Below are 19264 nucleotides of genomic sequence, written 5' to 3'. Positions count from 1 at the left end.
ATACTAACGCTATCTTGTTATATGGCTTTCGTTTAATGATTTGTGTTTTCTATAGCACTATCTTGATTCACTTGTTTTATAGTTTGTTTTAACTTAGCGGCTACCTCTTTATTGACCAGTTTAATTTCAGTATTTCCTCCAGCTGTAGACAATGTTAAACTTGCTAACTGATATTTTCTCATTAAAATACCTTCGTGTGTGTCAACATTTTGTATTCTGAATAAAGGCATCTTCACAACTTTTACAAACCACAAACCATTTCTAACCGTTATCGTGTGATCTTCTAGATTATATTTAAATATTTTATAACGATATTTGGGTACAATAACCAATTCGACAATAATATACAGCAATATGATTACTGCACCGATAATTAAAATCCATTTCATTGTTTCTTGTGCAAACCACTCGAGCCACAAATGATTTACTAAATAAAACGCTACTAATAAAACACATAATATCACAGTAACAATTGACGCTGCTATGCGCATGACTGTTTTACCAGATGCGTGCATATACTGATAATTACTCATTTTGTTCACCTCTCAAATACCATGATTGTAAGGATTTAACTCGTTGATATGCATTGAATTTCAACCCAATATGTTCATTACCAGCAGCTTTTGCAATAATAAAATTAAAATTACCTAAGTCACTATTAATTAAAAATGGGGTACGTCGTACTTCTAGTCCTAACATTTTATCTTGTTTGAAATAAGTATTTTTAAATCCAAATAAAGTGACATTACGTACTACAAGTTCATCTTCAACTAATTTCATACCAGAAAATTTAGTCACAAGGTAACTACGCACAATAAAAATTAATATAATAACTCCTGCAATTAAAAAGGCCCATGCCGCCCAAAAATAATTAATTACCGCAGCTACCATGATAAGTAACAAAGCTTGTTTCCAAAAATGGCGATGAAAACCTCTCCACGGCATACCTACTGTTGCTTTTTCAAACGTCATATTCGGCATTAAAGTTTTAATAATTTCAAATGCTTTTTTACGCTTAATGAAAGGAAGTATCATCACATTGCCATCTAAGGATACGTCATTTTTATCCATATCATTCATATCACTTGTTATTACAAAATGAATGGATGTATACCCAAACAATTTTCTAAGAAATGATTGCTTTTCAACGACAGCCTGTACCCTATCTGTGGGAACGGTAATATTTTTAACATTAAATAGTCCATACTTAATATTTAATTGATTACCATGCTTCGTCACCGTGTAATTAAAGTTGCGTACAATAACAATTAATGTCCCGATGATATAACTCGCAATGGCAATGGTCGCAACCATCATTAAGACAATGACAAAAATTGCTTGTGAAATTTGTGAGAACTCATCAGTTATCCAATCCCATGGAATAACGTCTGACAATCCCCCAATTATCGGAGAAAGTGCAGCGAAGGCAACACCAATGGCTCCACTCGTTAATGCCATAAATAACAATTCTTTAAAATTCAATTTATATAAAAACTTAACTTCATCTTTAGCATTTGTTTCATTTGTCGTTACATTGATATCATCGTTCGTCAATTCTGAATCATCGATCTCTTGTGTAGATACAGGATCTACTGCTTGTGCTTCGCTAGTAGATAGTTCATGTTGCTTTTCCTTTAAAGTTTGTTGTATCCATTCGCTCTGTTTTTTAGAAACAGTATCCAAATCAATTCCATCACTTGGGGTTTTAATCTGTAATTTAACACCGCCAACGATTTGATTTATGATGCCTTGCGTTGTATCAAGTGTTTGGATACGTCGTATATTGAGCTCTTTTCTTTCTTTGGTAAAAATACCTGTAGCAAGTACAAAGTGGTCATTTTCAATCCAATATCTTGTGTTATATACTTTTAAAACCTGAGCTATGAATGAAAAAAGAAATAATATGGTTACAATACCTGGGAAAATATAAGCATAAATATTAGTGAAATCAAAATCACGAATATTAAACACTAGAAAAATAATGATTAAAACGATATTTTGTTTGATTGCTTCGATCACACCCGTTATATATGAAATTGGATGTAATTTTTGAGGACTATACATCATAATCAGCTCCTCTCAAATAATCAAGACTTATCGCTTCAAATGTTTCTGCATCTTTAATGCTAAGTAATGGGAATGTTGCATGATGACCAGCAGTCACTAATGATGCTTTAGCTAAACCTAACCTTTTCAGTATTGGATTATATTTACGTTCTATATATTGCATACGTTCTAATTTTACGAATTTTTGTGATTTGAAGAAAAAATCATATTTAACTTCTATATCATTTTCACCAATTCGATAATATGTATAATGGTACTTAATCCAAGGTCCAAATGCAGCATAAACTATATCTATTAAGATAAGAAAAATGAATATATAAATTAAAAAGTGCCACCAATTAAAATGGCTCCATAAGAATATTAATACCATCATAACGATCAAATGCACTATAAATTCTAGTCCTTCTATTAAATAATAATATTTTATAGCTTCTTTTGGACTTTTTTTAAAGAGCTGGTCGTTTGTCATAAATACACTCCTTCATTAAGATTCCCCCCATTATAACACAGGGTATAGTGCGCATTCATCCTCACTTCAAAATATGTATCAACACAATTAAAATATTAAAATATTTTATTCTTTCATTCCCATCTAAACTCCATTTAACATAAAAAAATCACCCCAAATAAATGGAGTGATTAAACCTAAATTTCATATATGATAAATCGTTTTATTTTTTATGGTCTGCAAACGTGCGACCTTTCATTGATTTCTTGTTATTGTTTCTGTCAGAAGAAGGTCTATCATTTTTCTTCTTATTGTTGAATCCGCCTTTACCTGAACGACGGTTCTTGTTATCAAACTTGCCGCCACCACGTTTATGGTTACCGCCACGTTTTGGTCCACCTTTACCTTGACGACCTTTACCGCGAGATAATGGTTTTTCAAATGTTAATTGAACATCAACTTCGTCGTTTGATTCGACTAGCTCTTGTAATAATGACGCGATTAAATCCACATCATTATATTCACCAAGTAACTCTGTAGCAATACGTTGTAATCTTGGTTCATTGTCTCTTGACATCCAGTTTTGTACTTTACCTTTAATATCGTTTTCACGTGCTTTTAACACTTCTTTACGATGAGGCGGTCTTAAAGCTGTCATTTGGCGTTTGTTTGCTTGTTCAATTTGACGAATATAATCCATCTCAATTGGATTTACAAATGTGATTGCAACACCTTTTTTACCAGCACGACCAGTACGACCAATTCTGTGCGTATAACTTTCAGTATCTTGAGGGATATCAAAGTTGTATACGTGACTTACACCTGAAATATCAAGTCCTCTTGCCGCAACATCTGTTGCAACTAAAATATCTAATTGATCATTTTTGAATTTTTTCAATACTTCTAAACGTTTAGCTTGAGTGATATCACCATGTAATCCTTCAGCTTTGTATCCTTTTGAGATTAACGCGCTTGTTAATTCATCAACACGACGTTTTGTACGTCCGAATACGATAGCTAATTCTGGTTGGTGTACATCTAAGAAACTTGTAAAAGTATCAAATTTCTCTAATTCTTTTACGATAGTATAATATTCTTCAATTTGTGGATCTGACATTTCATTATTCATCGTTTTAACGATAACTGGTGATTTCATGAATTGTTGAACCAATGTTTGAATTGCTTTAGGCATAGTAGCTGAGAACAACATTGTTTGACGTTGTTCAGCTGGAATTTTGTCCATGATGAATTTCATATCATCAATGAATCCCATATTCATCATTTCATCTGCTTCATCTAGGATAAGCGTATGAATATCATTCGTTTTTAATGTACGACGGTTTAAATGGTCAATTACACGACCTGGTGTACCTACTACGATTTGTGGACCTTTTTTAAGTGCTTTAATTTGACGGTCGATTGGCATACCACCAAATACAGTAACAACTTGAATATTTTGTCCTTTAGCGAATGCTTTTAATGATTCAGCAACTTGCATTGCTAACTCTCTTGTTGGTGCAAGGATTAATGATTGTACACCTTCTTGGTCTGCCACTTTTTCAATTAATGGAATACCAAACGCACCTGTTTTACCTGTACCTGTTTGCGCTTGACCAAGAACATCTTTGCCTTCTAAGGCAAGAGGGATACTCTCTTTTTGAATAGGAGTGGCCTCATTGAACCCCATGGATTGTAGGGTTTCTGCCATCTTATCTGAGATCCCTAATTCTTTAAAATTTTGCAATATAATTCTCCTTTATTTATCTGTATTTCTATACATATATGTTCACTTAAGTTTCTTCAACTTCTTTATAGTACCACCTCAAGTGCATAATCGCAATAAACCAAATTAGAATAAATTGAGTGAATCTCTTGTAATCATCACGTTTTCTCAGCTTATAAACGCCGAAATACATAGGTTGTAAGCGTTTAATTTTATTTTTTCATATTACTTTTTACTTTCTGAAAAAAATTTGTTAATTTATTTATTCTGTTAATGATTAAATTATTCCACTTAATTATTATGACTTAAGCATTTTTATAAAATGATATTATGAAGTATGATTCATAAACCAAACTATTTTCCATACAAATCTTTTAGCCTATGCAAATTTTAAAGAAAATAATAATTAAGCATGACACTTTAATAAAATGAAATTTTTGATTCACCTTATCTTAGTAAAATAATAACTGATTAATATAAAAGCACTTAGTTTCATAAAATATCATTTTATATTTAAAACTGTCTACCGCATTATTCAGTTGATTTGGTCATTATCTCATATAATAAAGAACCCAAGACGATTGTACGTCCCGGGTTCTTTGAGCTCAATAATATATTGATTCCATATTTATGGTAGTTAATCTTTTTAAATTAACGCTTCCACCACTTCTTCTAATTTCATTCCTCTTGATCCTTTGACTAATACTTTGTCATTCGCTTGAACATAACCTTTTAATGAACGAATAAGGTCTGCTTTTTCTTTAAAAGCTTCAGACTTTTTAACGAAAGCTTTACCAGTATGACTAATGTGAGCCGCCTCATTACCAAGCGTAAATAATGCGTCAATATCTTTGTCTTCAAAATATAGTCCTACAGCTTCATGCATGATTTGACTATCAGGACCTAATTCTAATACATCGCCAAGGACAATAATTTTTCTACCTTCCATGCCAGAAAGTGTGTCTATGGCCGCTTTCATACTCGTTGGACTTGCATTATAAGCATCATTAATGACAAGTATTTCATCTTTTGTATGATGTTGTTCCATTCTCATGCCAGTAAGTACGACATTTTTCAAATTATTGAAAATAGTTTGGTATGTTAAATTTAATCTCTTACCTACTGCAATAGCAATCGTAGCATTTTTCATATTATGTTCACCTAAGATAGGAAGTTCATAATGTTCATCATGATTAATTGTGAATGCAATACCATGATCTTTGATTGTTTCAATAGTACTTACCAGCGTATTATCAGAATTTTTACCAAAACTTACTAAATCAGCATTTTGTATTTCGTTAGCATACGGTTCTAGTAATGGTTCGTCACCGTCATAGATAAATAAGCCTCCTGGTTTTAAACCAAGTGTAATTTCTGATTTAGCTTTAGCAATACCTTCTCTTGACCCTAAATCTTGCATATGAGACTCACCAATATTAGTGATTATGGCAATATCGGGTTGAGCTAATTTAGATAATAATTCAATTTCGTGGAAACCTGACATGCCCATTTCAAGAATGGAAATTTCAGTATCAATATCTAATTGTAAAATGGTTAATGGCATACCTATTTCATTATTATAGTTTCCTTGCGTCTTTTTAACTTTAAATTGTGGTTTCAAGACACTTTCAATCATATCTTTCGTTGTTGTTTTACCATTAGAACCAGTAACTGCAATGACTTGTGGATTGACAAATTCTAAATATGCTTTTGCTAAATGTTGTAAAGCTTCTAATGTGTCATCGACCCAAATAATAGGTCCATCAATATTTTCGTCTAACGGTTCACCTTTTTGATAAAATGCAGCACCTGCACCATCTTTAAGTGCTTGTGCTACATATTTATGGCCATCTACATGTTCGCCTTTAAATGGAATAAATAAATTTTGATTGTGAATGTCACGTGAATCAATAGAAACACCTTTAATACCATGATCCATAAATTCATTTTCTATTTCACATGGAATCCATGTTTTAATTTGTTCTAACGTTACCTCTATCATAATTTATTCGCCTCAGTCAATTTTGTATTTATTTTGTTTTTTATCTTCATGTTTTTCTTTAGCTAACTCAATTAATTTCTTAATTAAATCAGAGTAACTCACACCCATATTTTCCCATAAGCTTGGGTACATGCTAAATGCAGTGAATCCAGGCATCGCATTAGTTTCATTTATAAAAATTTGATTATCGTCTGTTACAAAGAAATCAGCTCGTAGTAACCCTGCACAGTCTGTTGCTTTAAAAGCTTCAACAGCCATATTTCTTAACGTCATTTGAACCTCTTCGTCTAAGTCAGCTGGAATATCTAATTTTATTTTTCCGTCTTTATATTTTGCCTTATAGTCATAGAAAGCCACTTCTTTGATAACTTCTCCAGGCCATGTCGTTTCTGGATAGTCATTTCCCAATACAGCAACTTCAATTTCACGCGCTTCAATACCCTGTTCGATAACTAACTTGCGGTCAAATTGGAAAGCTTCTTCTATACCGTTTTTAAGCTCTTCTTCATTATTACATTTACTAATACCTACACTAGATCCTAGGTTAGCTGGTTTTACAAATACTGGATATTCTAATTTATCATGTACTAATTTTAAGATGTTACCTTCATATTTGTGATACTCACTTCTTAAAAAGCTAACATAGGGTAATTGTGGTAAACCTCTATGCGCAAAGAGTTGCTTCATTACCAATTTATCCATTGAACTTGAGGCAGCTAAAACGCCATTACCAACATACGGTATATCTAAAACTTCAAATAAACCTTGGATTGTGCCATCTTCACCATTAGGCCCATGTAATAATGGAAATACTGCACTATATGCATTTCCTGTACTTCCTTGACTTAATAATTTTGAAATTTCACCCGCTTCAACATCTATTAAGCGTAATGAGTCGATATCGTTAATCGTATCTACAATGTTTTCTTTCTTTTTCCAAGCACCATCATTTGTTATGTAAATAATGTCAATTTGATACTGTTCCTTATCAATTGCGTTCAAGACATTTTGTGCTGTTAATATTGAAACATCGTGTTCTGCACTTTTTCCTCCGTATACGATACATACATTTTCTTTAGCCATTTTTTAGCCTCCATATACAATTCTTAAACTACATCATATCACGATTTAATATTTTTTTGCATTTGTTAAGTGGTATAAAAAGCATTTATTTTTTGTTCTCTTTTATCATTCGCAAAGACATATCATAAAACTTCATATTTATAATTTTTTAAATCGACACCCTACTTCTAGCAAAATATGTTAAAGTTCGGTAAAATCTATATATAATACTAAAGATAGAGAAATCTAGCTGTTTAAAGGAGTAAGAAATGAGTACTTCACGTCAATTAAAAAATAATCATTGGATACGGCGGATTGACTGGGTTTTAATAGGCATCCTCGTATTATTAGCATTCGTAAGCGTTACGATTATCAATTCAGCTATGGGTGGCGGTCAATATAGCGCTAACTTTAGCATCAGACAAATTTTATATTATGTTTTGGGCGGTGCCATTGCATTACTCATTATGCTGGTTTCACCTAAAAAGCTCATGAAATATACATATTTATTATATTTTATCTTATGTATTGGACTGTTCATATTAATTATTATCCCTGAAACACCAATCACACCAATTATTAATGGTGCTAAAAGCTGGTATAAACTAGGGCCTATCAGTGTACAGCCTTCAGAATTTATGAAGATTGTGTTGATACTAGCACTCGCAAAATTGATTTCTAGACATAATCAATTCACGTTCAATAAATCATTAGAAACCGATTTTAAATTATTACTAAAAATTGTAGGTATTTCGATTGTACCTATGGGATTAATTTTATTACAAAATGACCTTGGTACTACACTAGTTATTTGCGCTATTATTGCTGGTGTCATGATTGTTAGTGGTATTTCATGGAAAATATTAGCACCGCTTTTTATTGCGGGTATCGTAATAGGTTCAACTTTAATATTGTCTATTATTTATAAACCTTCACTTATAGAAAACACATTGGGAATTAAAACATATCAACTAGGTAGAATTAATTCTTGGTTAGATCCTTATACGTACAGTAGTGGTGATGGTTACCATTTAACAGAATCCCTTAAAGCAATCGGTTCTGGTCAGCTATTTGGTAAAGGATTTAATCACGGTGAAGTATACATCCCAGAAAATCATACCGATTTTATTTTTTCAGTTATTGGTGAAGAATTTGGTTTTATTGGCTCAGTAATTCTAATATTAATTTTCTTAGCCTTTATATTCCATCTCGTACGCTTAGCAACTAAAATTGAATTACCTTTTAGTAAATTATTCATAATTGGATATGCTTCACTCATTTTATTCCACGTATTACAAAATATTGGAATGACTGTCCAATTACTACCTATCACTGGTATTCCACTACCATTTATTAGTTATGGCGGTAGTTCATTATGGAGTCTCATGTGTGGTATTGGTGTACTTTTATCTATTTACTATCATCAGCCCAAACAATACTCTGGTGATAAACAACAATTACGTACAACAGAATAATGTATGATGACCTGTCATACTAAAAAAGCTGGGACATCGATGTCCCAGCTTTTTATATGTATACTATATAATTAAACAAATTAATCTATATCCTATGCGTTTTAAACATTTATAAAAGTTTATACTACACTTACACTAATATCTTACCCTTAAAAATTATTTCAATTTTTAAATGTGTATCATTATCTAATGTACCTTATACATTGGCTTTGACCTTTTTTCTAAACTATTATAAGGCAAAATAAAAAGTGACCAGAACAATGGGCTCTAATCACTTGATTGGGTAACTTGACTATTTCAATTCGTTAGCGGCTTTCACAGTCGTTGGTAAAGTGTGCATAACTTCTAATCTTGATTTGGTTTTCTTTATGTTTACCCCTAATGATGATAATAGTTTAACTACATTTTGAATTTTTTCGTTATCCTTACTCATATCATCACTCCTAATCTATTGCTTCTATTACATATTACCCTATTTAAATGTAAAATACCACATTATATTCAATTTTTTTATTTTAATTCAAAAAAACAGAGTTTTTAATGTGAAATTTCACTAATTATAAACTATCCTTTGTACTGTTATATATGAAGAATTAATTCATTACATTTTATATAGTCCTACAATATATATACCCTTTAGATAGATTAATAAATTATTTTATAACCTAAATCGTACACTTCTTTTTCTAAATTATTCAAATTTGCAGGCGTTTCAAAATCTACAAAGATTGCGCCTTCTTCTATATCTGTACTAACTTTAAACACACCATAAAGTTTCATTAGTCTTTCTTCAATTTGTAATTTTTGCTTCTCATTATAAAGTTCAGCAATATAAATAACTTTTGATTGCATATGTTTCACCTTACTTAATCCTTCATCAATTTTTGAAAAGTTACAAGTAGTTCTTCCATCGCTTCTTGTTCATGACCCTGTTCAACTTTATCCATAATACAACTTTTCATATGATGATCTAATAATTTAGTAGCGACACTATTTAATGCGGATCGCGTAGCTCTTATTTGTGTAAGCACATCGTCACAGTACACATCTTCCTCTACCATACGATTTATGGCTTTAACTTGACCTTCGATTCTATTAAGTCTTGATTTTAAATTTGCTTTTATTTCTTCTGAATGATGCGCTTTTTGTATTTCAGTCATTTCTCAAACGCCTCCTATTCTATACCCATCATATAATATACCCCTGTTAGGTATTAGTCAAGTGATAAAACATGTTCTCCATGTTACAATAGTGGAGACTTTTACATTATTTAATTACTGTGCTATTTGTTGGAGGTTTAATATGATAGATATCTTTTCAATTATGTTTAATCACACGAACGTCATCATTAATATTATATTAATTGGCGCGTTTATATTAAACCTAATCTTTGCTTTTACAATTATTTTTATGGAACGTAGATCTGCTGGTTCAATTTGGGCATGGCTACTAGTACTTGTGCTGATACCAATTTTAGGATTTATCATTTACTTATTCATTGGCAGACAAATTCAGCGGGACCATATATTTTCCTTAAATGATGAAGATAAAATTGGCATTGAAATGATTGTTAATGAGCAATTAGAAGCTTTAAAAAATGATGATTTTTCAAAAGGCAATCATCAAATTGTGAAATTTAAAGATATGGTACAAATGTTGTTATACAATAATGCTGCGTTCTTAACAACAGATAATGAAATTAGTATCTATACAGATGGCAAAGAAAAATTTGATGCACTGCTAAATGATATTAATAATGCAACAGACTATATTCATATCCAATATTATATATTTAGAAATGATAATCTCGGGAAAAAGATACTATCTGCACTTGAGCAGAAACTCGAAGAAGGCATTGAAGTGAAAATGCTATACGACGATATGGGGTCTAGGGGTTTATCTCTAAAACATTTTAAGAACTTTAGAAAAAAAGGTGGCCATGTTGAAGCATTTTTCCCTTCTAAATTGCCTTTAATTAATCTGAGAATGAATAATCGGAACCACCGTAAAATCGTGGTTATCGATGGTCATATTGGTTACGTAGGTGGATTCAATGTGGGTGATGAGTATTTAGGTCTTAAGAAAAAATTTGGTTACTGGAGAGACACACATCTAAGAATTGTTGGAGATGCTGTGAATGCCTTACAATTACGTTTTATGCTTGATTGGAATTCACAATCAACACGTGATCGCTTATCTTATGCTGAACGTTATTTCCCTGATGTTGATTCAGGTGGTACAACCGGTGTACAAATCGCTTCAAGTGGTCCCGATGAAACCTGGGAACAAATTAAATACGGTTATTTAAAAATGATTGCTTCAGCAAAAAAATCTATTTATATTCAATCGCCCTATTTCATACCTGATCAAGCATTTCTTGATGCAGTCAAAATAGCTGCACTGGGTGGTGTTGACGTAAATATTATGATTCCAAACAAGCCCGATCACCCTTTTGTTTATTGGGCGACTTATAATAATGTAGCTTCCCTTTTAGATGCAGGTGTCAATATCTTCCATTATAACAATGGCTTCCTACATTCTAAGACACTCGTTATAGATGATGAAGTAGCAAGTGTAGGTACAACTAATATGGATCATCGTAGTTTCACATTAAATTTTGAAATTAATGCATTTATCTATGATACATACATCTCAAAAGCATTAAGATCCGCTTTTGAAAGTGATTTACATGTATCTTATCAATTAACAAAAGAAATTTATGAACAAAGAAGTTTATGGATTAAATTTAAAGAAGGTATTTCACGACTATTGTCACCGATTTTATAAAAAATCAGGTCTAACGTAACAATTTCCCTACTGTTGCTTAGACCTTTTATTTTATGAATTTATTTAATATGACTAAACTGAGAGGTGTAGCTAATTTGAAAGAAACTGAAATACTAAACCGTGCATATAATTACATGTGTACATATCATAAAGATGACGCGACTGGCCATGATATTGCACATATTAATCGTGTATTGCGTTTAGCAACTTATATAGCTGAACAAGAACAATCGCAACACATGTTAACAATTCAACTAGCAAGTTTATTACATGACACTGTAGATAGTAAATTAACCAATCATGAAAAAGCGTTAACTAAGTTAAAAAGCTTTTTGAAAGACTTACAATTACCTAAAGAACAGCAACAACATATATTACATATAATTAAACATATAAGTTATAGACATGGTCAAAATAATGAAGTTTCATTAACACTTGAAGGACAAATTGTACGTGATGCAGATAGACTAGACGCAATAGGAGCGATTGGTATTGCACGCACTTTCCAATTTGCGGGTCATTTTAATGAACCCATGTGGGTTGAGCATTCAACAAAGCATATAACAGAGACGGATGACGCACATTATGATCAATGGTCGCCATCAGCGATCAAACATTTTTATGAAAAGCTTTTGAAATTAAAGTCATTAATGCATACAGAAACAGCAAAACAATTAGCAGCGCAAAGACATCAATATATGGAAAATTTTATCAATCAATTTTTCGAAGAATGGTATTTTTAGATAAAACATTGTAATCATACAAAAAAGCACAACCTACTGAGTAGATTGTGCTTTTTTAGTTCTTAAAAATAGTTTAACTTATTATTTCTTTTTATTTTTCTTAGAAACAACTTGCGTATTTTTACCTTTACCTGATGCTTCAGCTTTATTTTTCTCCATAGCTTCAATCATCGGTGCAACTTCTCTTTGTGCAAGTTTAGAGTAGTACATATTCGCTACTTGCGTTTGTACAATCAAGAATGCCGCACTGACTGACCAATATAGACCTAATGCTGAAACAGATGAGAATGAAATCCACACAATCATAATTGGTGAAATGACCATCATCATGTAACCCATTTGACGTTGTTCTGCTGGCATACTCTTACTTGATACGTATGCTTGTAAGAAGTATAAGATACCTGCAATAATTGTAATCCAAATGTCTGGTTTCGCTAGGTTAAACCATAAGAAATAAGGATGTTCTGTAAATCCACCGCTTGATGGATATTTCAATACGAAGAATAGTCCCATAATGATTGGCATTTGAATAAGGATTGGTAAACATCCTAACATGCTCTTCATCGGATTCATATCGTATTTTTTATAAACTTCCATCATTTCTGAGTTTGCTGCCATTTTTTCTTCTTGTGTACGCGAACGCTTAACCTTCTCTTGAATTGCATCAATATCCGGTTTTGCAACTTTCATTTTTTCACGCATCATATGACTATTTTTATAGTTTGATAACATGAATGGTAACAATACGATACGTATTACTAACACAAGTACTACGATTGCTAAACCATAGTCATTATTAAAACTAGTTCCCAACCAATGTATTACATTATCCATTGGCACATAAAACGTATTATAGAAGAAACCGTCTCTATTTTCAGGTTTAGAATAGTCACAGCCTGCTAAAAAGACCATTACACCTAATAATAAAGGTAGTAGTGCTTTCTTTTTCATTTTTCCACCTCTAATGATATATTCACATAGAATTTATTTTATCATACTCAAAGGGAAGTAGAAAACAAAAAAAGAAATATTTATACTTTATTCAACATTTTGTAAGAATTGACTAATTGTATTTGAAATATTTTCACTCTTTGTAATAGCTGAAATAATGGATATACCGTCTGCACCAGCTTGCATAACTTCCCTCGTATTTTCAACATTTATACCACCGATTGCTACGATTGGAAAATGATTAACATGCGCTCTTAATTTCGTTATCATTTCTGGCCCTACTGGTAAATTTGCATCATCTTTAGATGTCGTTGCGTACATTGGCCCAACGCCAATATAGTCCACATGTGCTAAATTAGATGTTTTATATTCATCTATATTACTAATGCTTAAACCAATAATTTTTCCTTTAAATTGTTCAGCAAATACTTTAACATCCATATCATCCTGACCAACATGAATCCCATCCGCACCAATCTTATTGGCTAAGGCAACATCATCATTAACGATAAATGGTACTGCATAATCATGACACAAAGCTAATAATTTCCGTGCTAAGTCCTCTTTTTCATCTCCAATTAATGCACCGTTACCTTTTTCTCTAAATTGGAACATGGTTATTCCAGATTCAAGTGCTTCAGTCACAACATCTATAATAGTTGTCTTACTTTCAATATCTTGCGTGCCACAAATAAAATACAGTTTCAAATTATTTTTATCAAACATTACTGCACCTCTTGTATATCACTTTGATTTGAATAATCATCATAAGTCACTTGATATAGTGCATCTAATAATAACGTCATAAATGTACCAGGACCTTTGTCTTCCGCAAGTTGCTCTGCCTTTTCCGCAGCGATATTATAAATTGAAGTGGCTTCAACTAACTGGCTGATTGAAGTTGTTTCATCTGTCGGTAAAAAACTAGCTATGACAGCACCTAATAAACAGCCTGCACCCGTTACTTTGGCCAACAAAGCCGATCCATTATTCAGTTGATATATTTGATTGTCTTGAATCACAACATCCTCTTTGCCAGTGATGATTATCGCACTATTTAATCGTTTATGCGCTTCTTTGGCAATTTCTATCGCATTTAAATTATCATCACTGTCCGTTCCTTTCATCTTAGCATCATTATTTATCAACGCTAAAATTTCAGATGCATTCCCTTTTATAACTACTACATCTACAGTATTTAAAAAAGTTTTACAAAAATCCTTGCGATATTGGGATGCACCGACAGCAACTGGATCAAATACAATTGGCGTGCCTACTTCATTAGCTGTTTTAGCAATTTCTAAAATGTCCTGCTCTCTATCTTTAGTTAAAGTACCAATATTAATGAGCAGTGCATTAGCAGGTGTTAACATATCTATCGCTTCTTCAGGTGCTTGACTCATTGCTGGGCTTGCACCCAAACTTAAAAGTCCGTTTGCCGTAAAGTTCTTTACGACATCGTTTGTGTAACAAATAACGAGTGGATTATTCGTTCTTAAATTATTTAAACTATTCATCATCTAGACCTACCTTTTTCATATATGCAAAGTGATTTACAGGTCCTCTACCTTGACCAATTTCTGGCGTATATTTAATGCTTAATGAAATAAATTTTTTAGCTTTTTTCACTGCGTCATAAATCGTTCTACCTTTTGCCAGTTCAGCTGTAATTACTGCTGAAAAAGTACAACCTGTACCATGGGTATGCTGCGTATCATAACGAGGTTCTTCAAACGTATAGACCTCATCTTTAGTAAATAAATAATCTTTAGCAGTTTCTAAATCTTCAGCATGTCCGCCTTTAATAACAACACCCTTACTCCCAATTTCATTAATAAATATGTTGCCTGCTTTATATATCGCTGCCTCATTATCAATCTTTAATCCAGTGATTTCTTCAGCTTCTGGTAAGTTTGGAGTCGCTACTGTTGCATAGGGTAACAATATATTTTGTAAATCTGCTTTCGCGTCATCATCCATCAATGAATCACCACTTTTAGCTAACATAACTGGATCAATAACATATGGTATCTCAGGATATTTCACTAAGTATTCTTGAATTAATTGCATCATTTCCTTTGAAGCAATCATACCAGTTTTAATGGCATGTGGTAATTCGTCATCAAACACACTTGCCAGTTGTTCAGATAACCACTGTGGCTCAAGATTGTGAATATGTTGTACACCTTTAGTGTTTTGCGCAACAATGCTTGTAACAGCCACCATACCATATACGCCACAAGCATGAAAAGATTTCAAATCTGCCATTACACCAGCACCTCCTGTTGGATCAGTACCAGCAATTGTCAATGCAATATTGGGTTTATTCATTTTTCATACCTCCATATGACCATGATTCTTCATTAAATGACATATTAAAAAAGTTTCTTTCATGTACTGTACTTTGTAAAAAGCATTGTTTTATCTCATTTTTTTCTTTTTCACTACAATGCTTCGTCAATTTATCCATTAAATTATCAAATACAATAACTAATTCATCCATTTCAGTACTATAAAATTCAAACCATTTAGCTAAAATAGAATCTTTATTTAATTCTTTATCCCTTAATGCTTCTTGAGCAATGAATTGATAAACATAAGGACAAGGTGCCATTGCAGCAATCGTATAAGCAGCATTTTCTTTAGCATACGCATTGAAATACATATGTTTAATATAATGATCGCCACTCGGTGGCCAAACTTTCTCTTGTACGATTTCATTATAACTTTCTTGGACATAATCCGCTAAAATTTCATGTGCTTCCACTTCACCATCTACTATAAATTGAATTTGTTCAACCAAAAATCGAACATCATTTAAGTTCCCCATTTTTGGAATTAACAGTGCGTATATATTCGCAAATTCATTTAAATAAGAAGCATCTGCTCTTAAATAGAATTTGGTTGCTTCAGTCGGTAAATTCCCATGTAACATACCTTGTATAAATGGATCGTGGTAGATTTGATTAATAATTGGTTTAGCTTCTTTTTTTAACTGTTCTGAAAATAACACAAAAATCCTCCTATAAATAAAAAAACTACATTCCCGACAGAAACGTAGTTAATTAATAGCGAGGATTTATACCCCAACTTTAGATTAAACTACTTTCCTACGTTGGTATTAACCAAATCAGGTTGTAAGGGTCTGAATTTAATCATCTCAGCCAACTGGCTCCCCTAGTAGCGTTTTTATATTTTATTTAATTAAAAGATAACAAAATACTGACAAATTTGCAAAATAACTGACTATAAAAAAAGCTGAGACATATATGTCTCAGCTTTAAATATTTATCTTAAGTTCATTACTACACTTAATTTTTTATGCAGTAACCCATTGTGAAGCGCCTGCTGTGTTGTAAAGTTTAACAGCTGCTGCGTCTTGTACTGCTTCAGGTGCTTCTGTTGGTGATACACCTTGATATTCAGATGGTGCTACTGAATCCCATGTGCTTTGTAAGAATTGATATTTTCCTGCTGCACCTGATGATGGGTTAACAGCTTTAAGGTCGCCGCCTGATTCACGTTGCGCGATTGCTTGTAAATGAGAGTTAACATTTACTGATGAACCTTCTGAAGCTTCACTTGAACTAGATTCATTTGAAGTTGATTCATTTGAGCTTGAAGTAGTTTGTGTAGTTGCTTCTTGTTGTGGTTGTTGTGTTTCTTCAGTTTGTGGTGCAGCTTCTTCTGCTGGTTGTTCAGTTGAAGCTTGCTCAGTTTGTTGTGGTTGTTCAACTTGTTGTGGTTGCTCAGCAGTTTCTTGTGCTGGTGCATTAGTTGAACCTTGTCCATAGCTCCAAGTCCAATATTGACCGTCTGATTGGAAGCTATAATCAGTATTATTGTAATTAAAGTTTATATTATAAGCACCGTCTTGTACTGGCGCTTCATTTAATGATTCTGGATTACTTTGAGCTTGTTGTGCTAATTGTGCTTTGTCAACGCCTTGTTCTGAAGCGTCTGCTGAATTTCCTGCTGCGAATCCTGTTACGCCAAGTCCAACTGCTAATGTTGATGCTACTACTGTTTTTTTCATTGTAAAAAAGTCCTCCTATAAGGTAATTAAGTTTATTTTTATTTATGATTAATTTGCAAATACAACTATAACATTCAAAAAATCGTTGTAGGTTACAGTGAAATAAAAAAAATCGGCTTTTTTTACAATGAAATTACATTTAATTTATCTTTGAATATAATTTTTTATCCCTTTAAAAACTTCTGTGATAGTTTTTAAAGGCTATGAAAAGTAAAATTTCACGTAATATGATTGTAATATATCAGATTATTCAGTTTTATTTAAATTACTTATTAGCGATTTGATTGCTGATTCTATATTAAATAAGCTATCCCTCTTATAGGGATATTTTAAGAGGGATAGCCAATAGAAGTATAATTGATAGTAGGATTTAAATGTATATTAAAGTGGATGATTAGATTAGGGGTAGATTTAGGGTGGGTGGTTTATACAATTTCATATATATCATTATTTTGTACGTTAATGTCTTTAAATGCATTTTGGGAATGCTCTAGCGGGAATGGTTCAAAAAGTAAATCATTTTTATCTTTGTTTTGTGGAGACATGAATTTAATTGATTCAATAAGTATTTCTGATACAAAATGCGTCTGACCTTCTTTTTCATATTTATGTGATTGCATTTGGCCTGTTATACCTACAAGTGAGCCTTGCTTCGTATATTTCTCAATGTTTGTTGCCATTTTTCCAAATGCTTTACAAAATAAATAATCACATACCGGGGTTTGATTCTTATCTTTATAGTTCCTTGATACAGCTACACAAAATGTAGCTAATTTTTTCTCCTCCTTATCATATATTTTAGGGTCCTTAGTTAGTCGCCCTACGATAACAATGTTATTAATCATATGTCACCTCCTTTATAACTATATTCTATGAATTTTACACAATACCGTCAAAGTACAATAACACAGAATTCAAAAGATGTTTTAATACTAAATTCTACAAATTTTACCTTTCTCTTTTAAAATTACGTTATAATGATTGTATAATTCGAATAATTGTAGAAGTTAAATTTATTAATTGGATGTGAGGACGATGAAATCATTTAAAGCTGTTCGATTTCAAATCGTATCAGATAGTGGTGGCGTTACAGAATATGAAATAGAAGATGGCGTTATTATCAATAAAGAAAATAGTGGAACTGGTTGGTTATTAGAAATTGTTATTTCAGATTATCATTATGAAACAATGAAACAATATATGGATGATGAAACTTTATTAGATATACGCGTAGTGATTACACGTCCAGCAAATGATCCGGCTCTTTTTGATGCGACGATTAAAAACATAAAAAAACTGGAAAGTACAATCTCCATCGTTTTTGAATGTCATATTTATACATTAAGACAAGTATATGCAGAAAGTTTATTAGAACAACTTATTGATGAAGGTTTAACAGGAGACGAACTTAAAAAATCTTTCAATCGTATGATGCAATCTAAACCAAGATTAAAAGATGAAAAAATAGAAAAATAATTACTATAAAAAGACCTCAAACCGTTGTATTTACAACTGAGCTTGAGGTCTTTTATTTACTTTGCTTGAATTGCAAACGTTAATTCACAACTACATGCTACTTCACCATCGACGGTAGCTTTTGCGTTACCTTTACCGATTGGCCCACGCATTTTTGTTATTTCAACTTCTAATTTTAAAGTATCTCCAGGAGTAACTTGTTTTTTGAAGCGACATTTATCAATTCCAGCAAAAAATGCAAGTTTCCCTTTATTTTCTTCACTATTTAAAATCGCTACTGCACCTGTTTGAGCAAGCGCTTCTGTAATTAAAACACCAGGCATAACTGCATATTCCGGAAAATGACCTTGGAAAAACGGTTCATTACCTGATACTTGTTTAATAGCCACACAACGTGTACCTACTTCATATTCAACAACACGATCAATTAATAAAAATGGTTGTCTATGCGGTATGATTTCTTTAATTTGGTTATAATCAAAAATTGTTTCCAT

Annotated in this window: 21 protein-coding genes and 1 riboswitch; of the genes, 4 read left to right on the top strand and 17 right to left on the bottom strand. The window is 32.2% G+C overall.

Going from position 1 to position 19264, the window contains the following annotated elements; translation table 11 throughout:
* Nucleotides 1-32 precede the first annotated feature (32 nt).
* The 6 genes from SSP_RS03975 to SSP_RS03950 all read right to left on the bottom strand — a co-directional run bounded on the left by SSP_RS03975 (nt 33) and on the right by SSP_RS03950 (nt 7323).
* On the bottom strand, nt 33-533 hold the full coding sequence (locus SSP_RS03975) for a PH domain-containing protein (protein WP_011302700.1): 501 nt from the start codon (nt 531-533) through the stop codon (nt 33-35).
* On the bottom strand, nt 526-2064 hold the full coding sequence (locus SSP_RS03970; protein ID WP_041784781.1) for a PH domain-containing protein: 1539 nt from the start codon (nt 2062-2064) through the stop codon (nt 526-528). The genes SSP_RS03975 and SSP_RS03970 overlap by 8 nt, the downstream gene beginning before the upstream one ends.
* A complete protein-coding gene (locus SSP_RS03965; protein ID WP_011302698.1) occupies nt 2057-2536 on the bottom strand; it encodes a PH domain-containing protein in 480 nt (159 codons plus the stop codon). Before SSP_RS03965 ends, SSP_RS03970 begins: the two co-directional genes overlap by 8 nt.
* Before the next feature lie 202 nt (nt 2537-2738).
* Nucleotides 2739-4259 (bottom strand): degradosome RNA helicase CshA, encoded by a 1521-nt coding sequence (cshA, locus tag SSP_RS03960; protein WP_011302697.1) that lies wholly within the window; start codon nt 4257-4259, stop codon nt 2739-2741.
* Nucleotides 4260-4884: 625 nt separating this feature from the next.
* Entirely contained in the window at nt 4885-6240 is a 1356-nt protein-coding gene (gene murF / locus SSP_RS03955) for a UDP-N-acetylmuramoyl-tripeptide--D-alanyl-D-alanine ligase (protein WP_011302696.1), read from the bottom strand.
* A 12-nt stretch (nt 6241-6252) separates the two neighbouring features.
* Complete coding sequence (locus SSP_RS03950; RefSeq protein ID WP_011302695.1) at nt 6253-7323, bottom strand: D-alanine--D-alanine ligase; 1071 nt, start codon at nt 7321-7323, stop codon at nt 6253-6255.
* Between the two features lie 248 nt (nt 7324-7571).
* On the opposite strand from SSP_RS03950, the gene SSP_RS03945 reads away from it, so the two are divergent.
* The gene (locus SSP_RS03945) at nt 7572-8777 is read left to right on the top strand and encodes an FtsW/RodA/SpoVE family cell cycle protein (protein WP_011302694.1); all 1206 of its coding nucleotides are present in this window, start codon (nt 7572-7574) and stop codon (nt 8775-8777) included.
* A 292-nt stretch (nt 8778-9069) separates the two neighbouring features.
* Here SSP_RS03945 and SSP_RS12950 read toward each other — a convergent pair whose 3' ends face one another.
* The 3 genes from SSP_RS12950 to csoR all read right to left on the bottom strand — a co-directional run bounded on the left by SSP_RS12950 (nt 9070) and on the right by csoR (nt 9937).
* A complete protein-coding gene (locus tag SSP_RS12950) occupies nt 9070-9210 on the bottom strand; it encodes an Lmo0850 family protein (RefSeq protein WP_002482742.1) in 141 nt (46 codons plus the stop codon).
* 212 nt (nt 9211-9422) lie between these two features.
* On the bottom strand, nt 9423-9629 hold the full coding sequence (gene csoZ / locus SSP_RS03940; protein ID WP_011302693.1) for a putative copper chaperone CsoZ: 207 nt from the start codon (nt 9627-9629) through the stop codon (nt 9423-9425).
* 14 nt (nt 9630-9643) lie between these two features.
* On the bottom strand, nt 9644-9937 hold the full coding sequence (csoR, locus tag SSP_RS03935) for a copper-sensing transcriptional repressor CsoR (RefSeq protein ID WP_002482740.1): 294 nt from the start codon (nt 9935-9937) through the stop codon (nt 9644-9646).
* 142 nt (nt 9938-10079) lie between these two features.
* Between csoR and cls the strand changes: the two genes are divergently transcribed.
* Together cls and SSP_RS03925 are read left to right on the top strand one after the other, a co-directional pair.
* Complete coding sequence (gene cls / locus SSP_RS03930; RefSeq protein WP_011302692.1) at nt 10080-11564, top strand: cardiolipin synthase; 1485 nt, start codon at nt 10080-10082, stop codon at nt 11562-11564.
* 68 nt (nt 11565-11632) lie between these two features.
* Complete coding sequence (locus tag SSP_RS03925) at nt 11633-12307, top strand: HD domain-containing protein (protein WP_170178158.1); 675 nt, start codon at nt 11633-11635, stop codon at nt 12305-12307.
* 81 nt (nt 12308-12388) lie between these two features.
* Here SSP_RS03925 and yidC read toward each other — a convergent pair whose 3' ends face one another.
* The 7 genes from yidC to SSP_RS03890 form a co-directional block, all read right to left on the bottom strand.
* The gene (gene yidC, locus SSP_RS03920; protein WP_011302690.1) at nt 12389-13258 is read right to left on the bottom strand and encodes a membrane protein insertase YidC; all 870 of its coding nucleotides are present in this window, start codon (nt 13256-13258) and stop codon (nt 12389-12391) included.
* Nucleotides 13259-13345: 87 nt separating this feature from the next.
* A complete protein-coding gene (thiE, locus tag SSP_RS03915) occupies nt 13346-13984 on the bottom strand; it encodes a thiamine phosphate synthase (RefSeq protein WP_011302689.1) in 639 nt (212 codons plus the stop codon).
* Complete coding sequence (gene thiM, locus SSP_RS03910) at nt 13984-14775, bottom strand: hydroxyethylthiazole kinase (RefSeq protein WP_011302688.1); 792 nt, start codon at nt 14773-14775, stop codon at nt 13984-13986. Before thiM ends, thiE begins: the two co-directional genes overlap by 1 nt.
* Nucleotides 14768-15589 (bottom strand): bifunctional hydroxymethylpyrimidine kinase/phosphomethylpyrimidine kinase, encoded by an 822-nt coding sequence (gene thiD / locus SSP_RS03905; protein ID WP_011302687.1) that lies wholly within the window; start codon nt 15587-15589, stop codon nt 14768-14770. The genes thiM and thiD overlap by 8 nt, the downstream gene beginning before the upstream one ends.
* Nucleotides 15582-16271, bottom strand: coding sequence for a thiaminase II (gene tenA, locus SSP_RS03900; RefSeq protein ID WP_011302686.1), 690 nt, complete (start codon nt 16269-16271; stop codon nt 15582-15584). Before tenA ends, thiD begins: the two co-directional genes overlap by 8 nt.
* 77 nt (nt 16272-16348) lie before the next feature.
* A riboswitch (TPP riboswitch) is annotated at nt 16349-16447 on the bottom strand.
* A 130-nt stretch (nt 16448-16577) separates the two neighbouring features.
* Nucleotides 16578-17294: a transglycosylase family protein gene (locus SSP_RS03895; RefSeq protein WP_011302685.1), complete on the bottom strand. Its 717-nt coding sequence runs from the start codon at nt 17292-17294 to the stop codon at nt 16578-16580.
* 425 nt (nt 17295-17719) lie between these two features.
* Entirely contained in the window at nt 17720-18139 is a 420-nt protein-coding gene (locus tag SSP_RS03890) for a single-stranded DNA-binding protein (protein ID WP_011302684.1), read from the bottom strand.
* 190 nt (nt 18140-18329) lie between these two features.
* Here SSP_RS03890 and SSP_RS03885 point away from each other — a divergent pair, with 190 nt between their 5' ends.
* Nucleotides 18330-18770 carry a YwpF-like family protein gene (locus tag SSP_RS03885; RefSeq protein WP_002482730.1) on the top strand — a complete coding sequence of 147 codons (441 nt, stop codon included), beginning with the start codon at nt 18330-18332 and terminating at the stop codon, nt 18768-18770.
* Between the two features lie 56 nt (nt 18771-18826).
* Here the strand turns inward: SSP_RS03885 and fabZ are convergent, their stop codons facing one another.
* The gene (gene fabZ, locus SSP_RS03880) at nt 18827-19264 is read right to left on the bottom strand and encodes a 3-hydroxyacyl-ACP dehydratase FabZ (protein WP_002482729.1); all 438 of its coding nucleotides are present in this window, start codon (nt 19262-19264) and stop codon (nt 18827-18829) included.

The sequence above is a fragment of the Staphylococcus saprophyticus subsp. saprophyticus ATCC 15305 = NCTC 7292 genome (genome assembly GCF_000010125.1).
In the GTDB taxonomy this organism is placed as follows: domain Bacteria; phylum Bacillota; class Bacilli; order Staphylococcales; family Staphylococcaceae; genus Staphylococcus; species Staphylococcus saprophyticus.
Note: the sequence above shows the minus strand (reverse complement) of the source record. Positions and strands in the feature narration are given on the sequence as shown.

Bases quoted from the DNA above. Each gene is read 5' to 3' on its own strand.
- SSP_RS03895 (WP_011302685.1), bottom strand. From the start codon at position 17,294: ATGAAAAAAACAGTAGTAGCATCAACATTAGCAGTTGGACTTGGCGTA.
- cls (WP_011302692.1), top strand. From the start codon at position 10,080: ATGATAGATATCTTTTCAATTATGTTTAATCACACGAACGTCATCATT.
- murF (WP_011302696.1), bottom strand. From the start codon at position 6,240: ATGATAGAGGTAACGTTAGAACAAATTAAAACATGGATTCCATGTGAA.
- SSP_RS03965 (WP_011302698.1), bottom strand. From the start codon at position 2,536: ATGACAAACGACCAGCTCTTTAAAAAAAGTCCAAAAGAAGCTATAAAA.
- SSP_RS03890 (WP_011302684.1), bottom strand. From the start codon at position 18,139: ATGATTAATAACATTGTTATCGTAGGGCGACTAACTAAGGACCCTAAA.
- csoR (WP_002482740.1), bottom strand. From the start codon at position 9,937: ATGACTGAAATACAAAAAGCGCATCATTCAGAAGAAATAAAAGCAAAT.
- SSP_RS03950 (WP_011302695.1), bottom strand. From the start codon at position 7,323: ATGGCTAAAGAAAATGTATGTATCGTATACGGAGGAAAAAGTGCAGAA.
- SSP_RS12950 (WP_002482742.1), bottom strand. From the start codon at position 9,210: ATGAGTAAGGATAACGAAAAAATTCAAAATGTAGTTAAACTATTATCA.
- csoZ (WP_011302693.1), bottom strand. From the start codon at position 9,629: ATGCAATCAAAAGTTATTTATATTGCTGAACTTTATAATGAGAAGCAA.
- SSP_RS03970 (WP_041784781.1), bottom strand. From the start codon at position 2,064: ATGTATAGTCCTCAAAAATTACATCCAATTTCATATATAACGGGTGTG.
- yidC (WP_011302690.1), bottom strand. From the start codon at position 13,258: ATGAAAAAGAAAGCACTACTACCTTTATTATTAGGTGTAATGGTCTTT.
- SSP_RS03975 (WP_011302700.1), bottom strand. From the start codon at position 533: ATGAGTAATTATCAGTATATGCACGCATCTGGTAAAACAGTCATGCGC.
- SSP_RS03925 (WP_170178158.1), top strand. From the start codon at position 11,633: ATGACTAAACTGAGAGGTGTAGCTAATTTGAAAGAAACTGAAATACTA.
- SSP_RS03885 (WP_002482730.1), top strand. From the start codon at position 18,330: ATGAAATCATTTAAAGCTGTTCGATTTCAAATCGTATCAGATAGTGGT.
- thiE (WP_011302689.1), bottom strand. From the start codon at position 13,984: ATGTTTGATAAAAATAATTTGAAACTGTATTTTATTTGTGGCACGCAA.
- thiM (WP_011302688.1), bottom strand. From the start codon at position 14,775: ATGAATAGTTTAAATAATTTAAGAACGAATAATCCACTCGTTATTTGT.
- fabZ (WP_002482729.1), bottom strand. From the start codon at position 19,264: ATGGAAACAATTTTTGATTATAACCAAATTAAAGAAATCATACCGCAT.
- thiD (WP_011302687.1), bottom strand. From the start codon at position 15,589: ATGAATAAACCCAATATTGCATTGACAATTGCTGGTACTGATCCAACA.
- SSP_RS03945 (WP_011302694.1), top strand. From the start codon at position 7,572: ATGAGTACTTCACGTCAATTAAAAAATAATCATTGGATACGGCGGATT.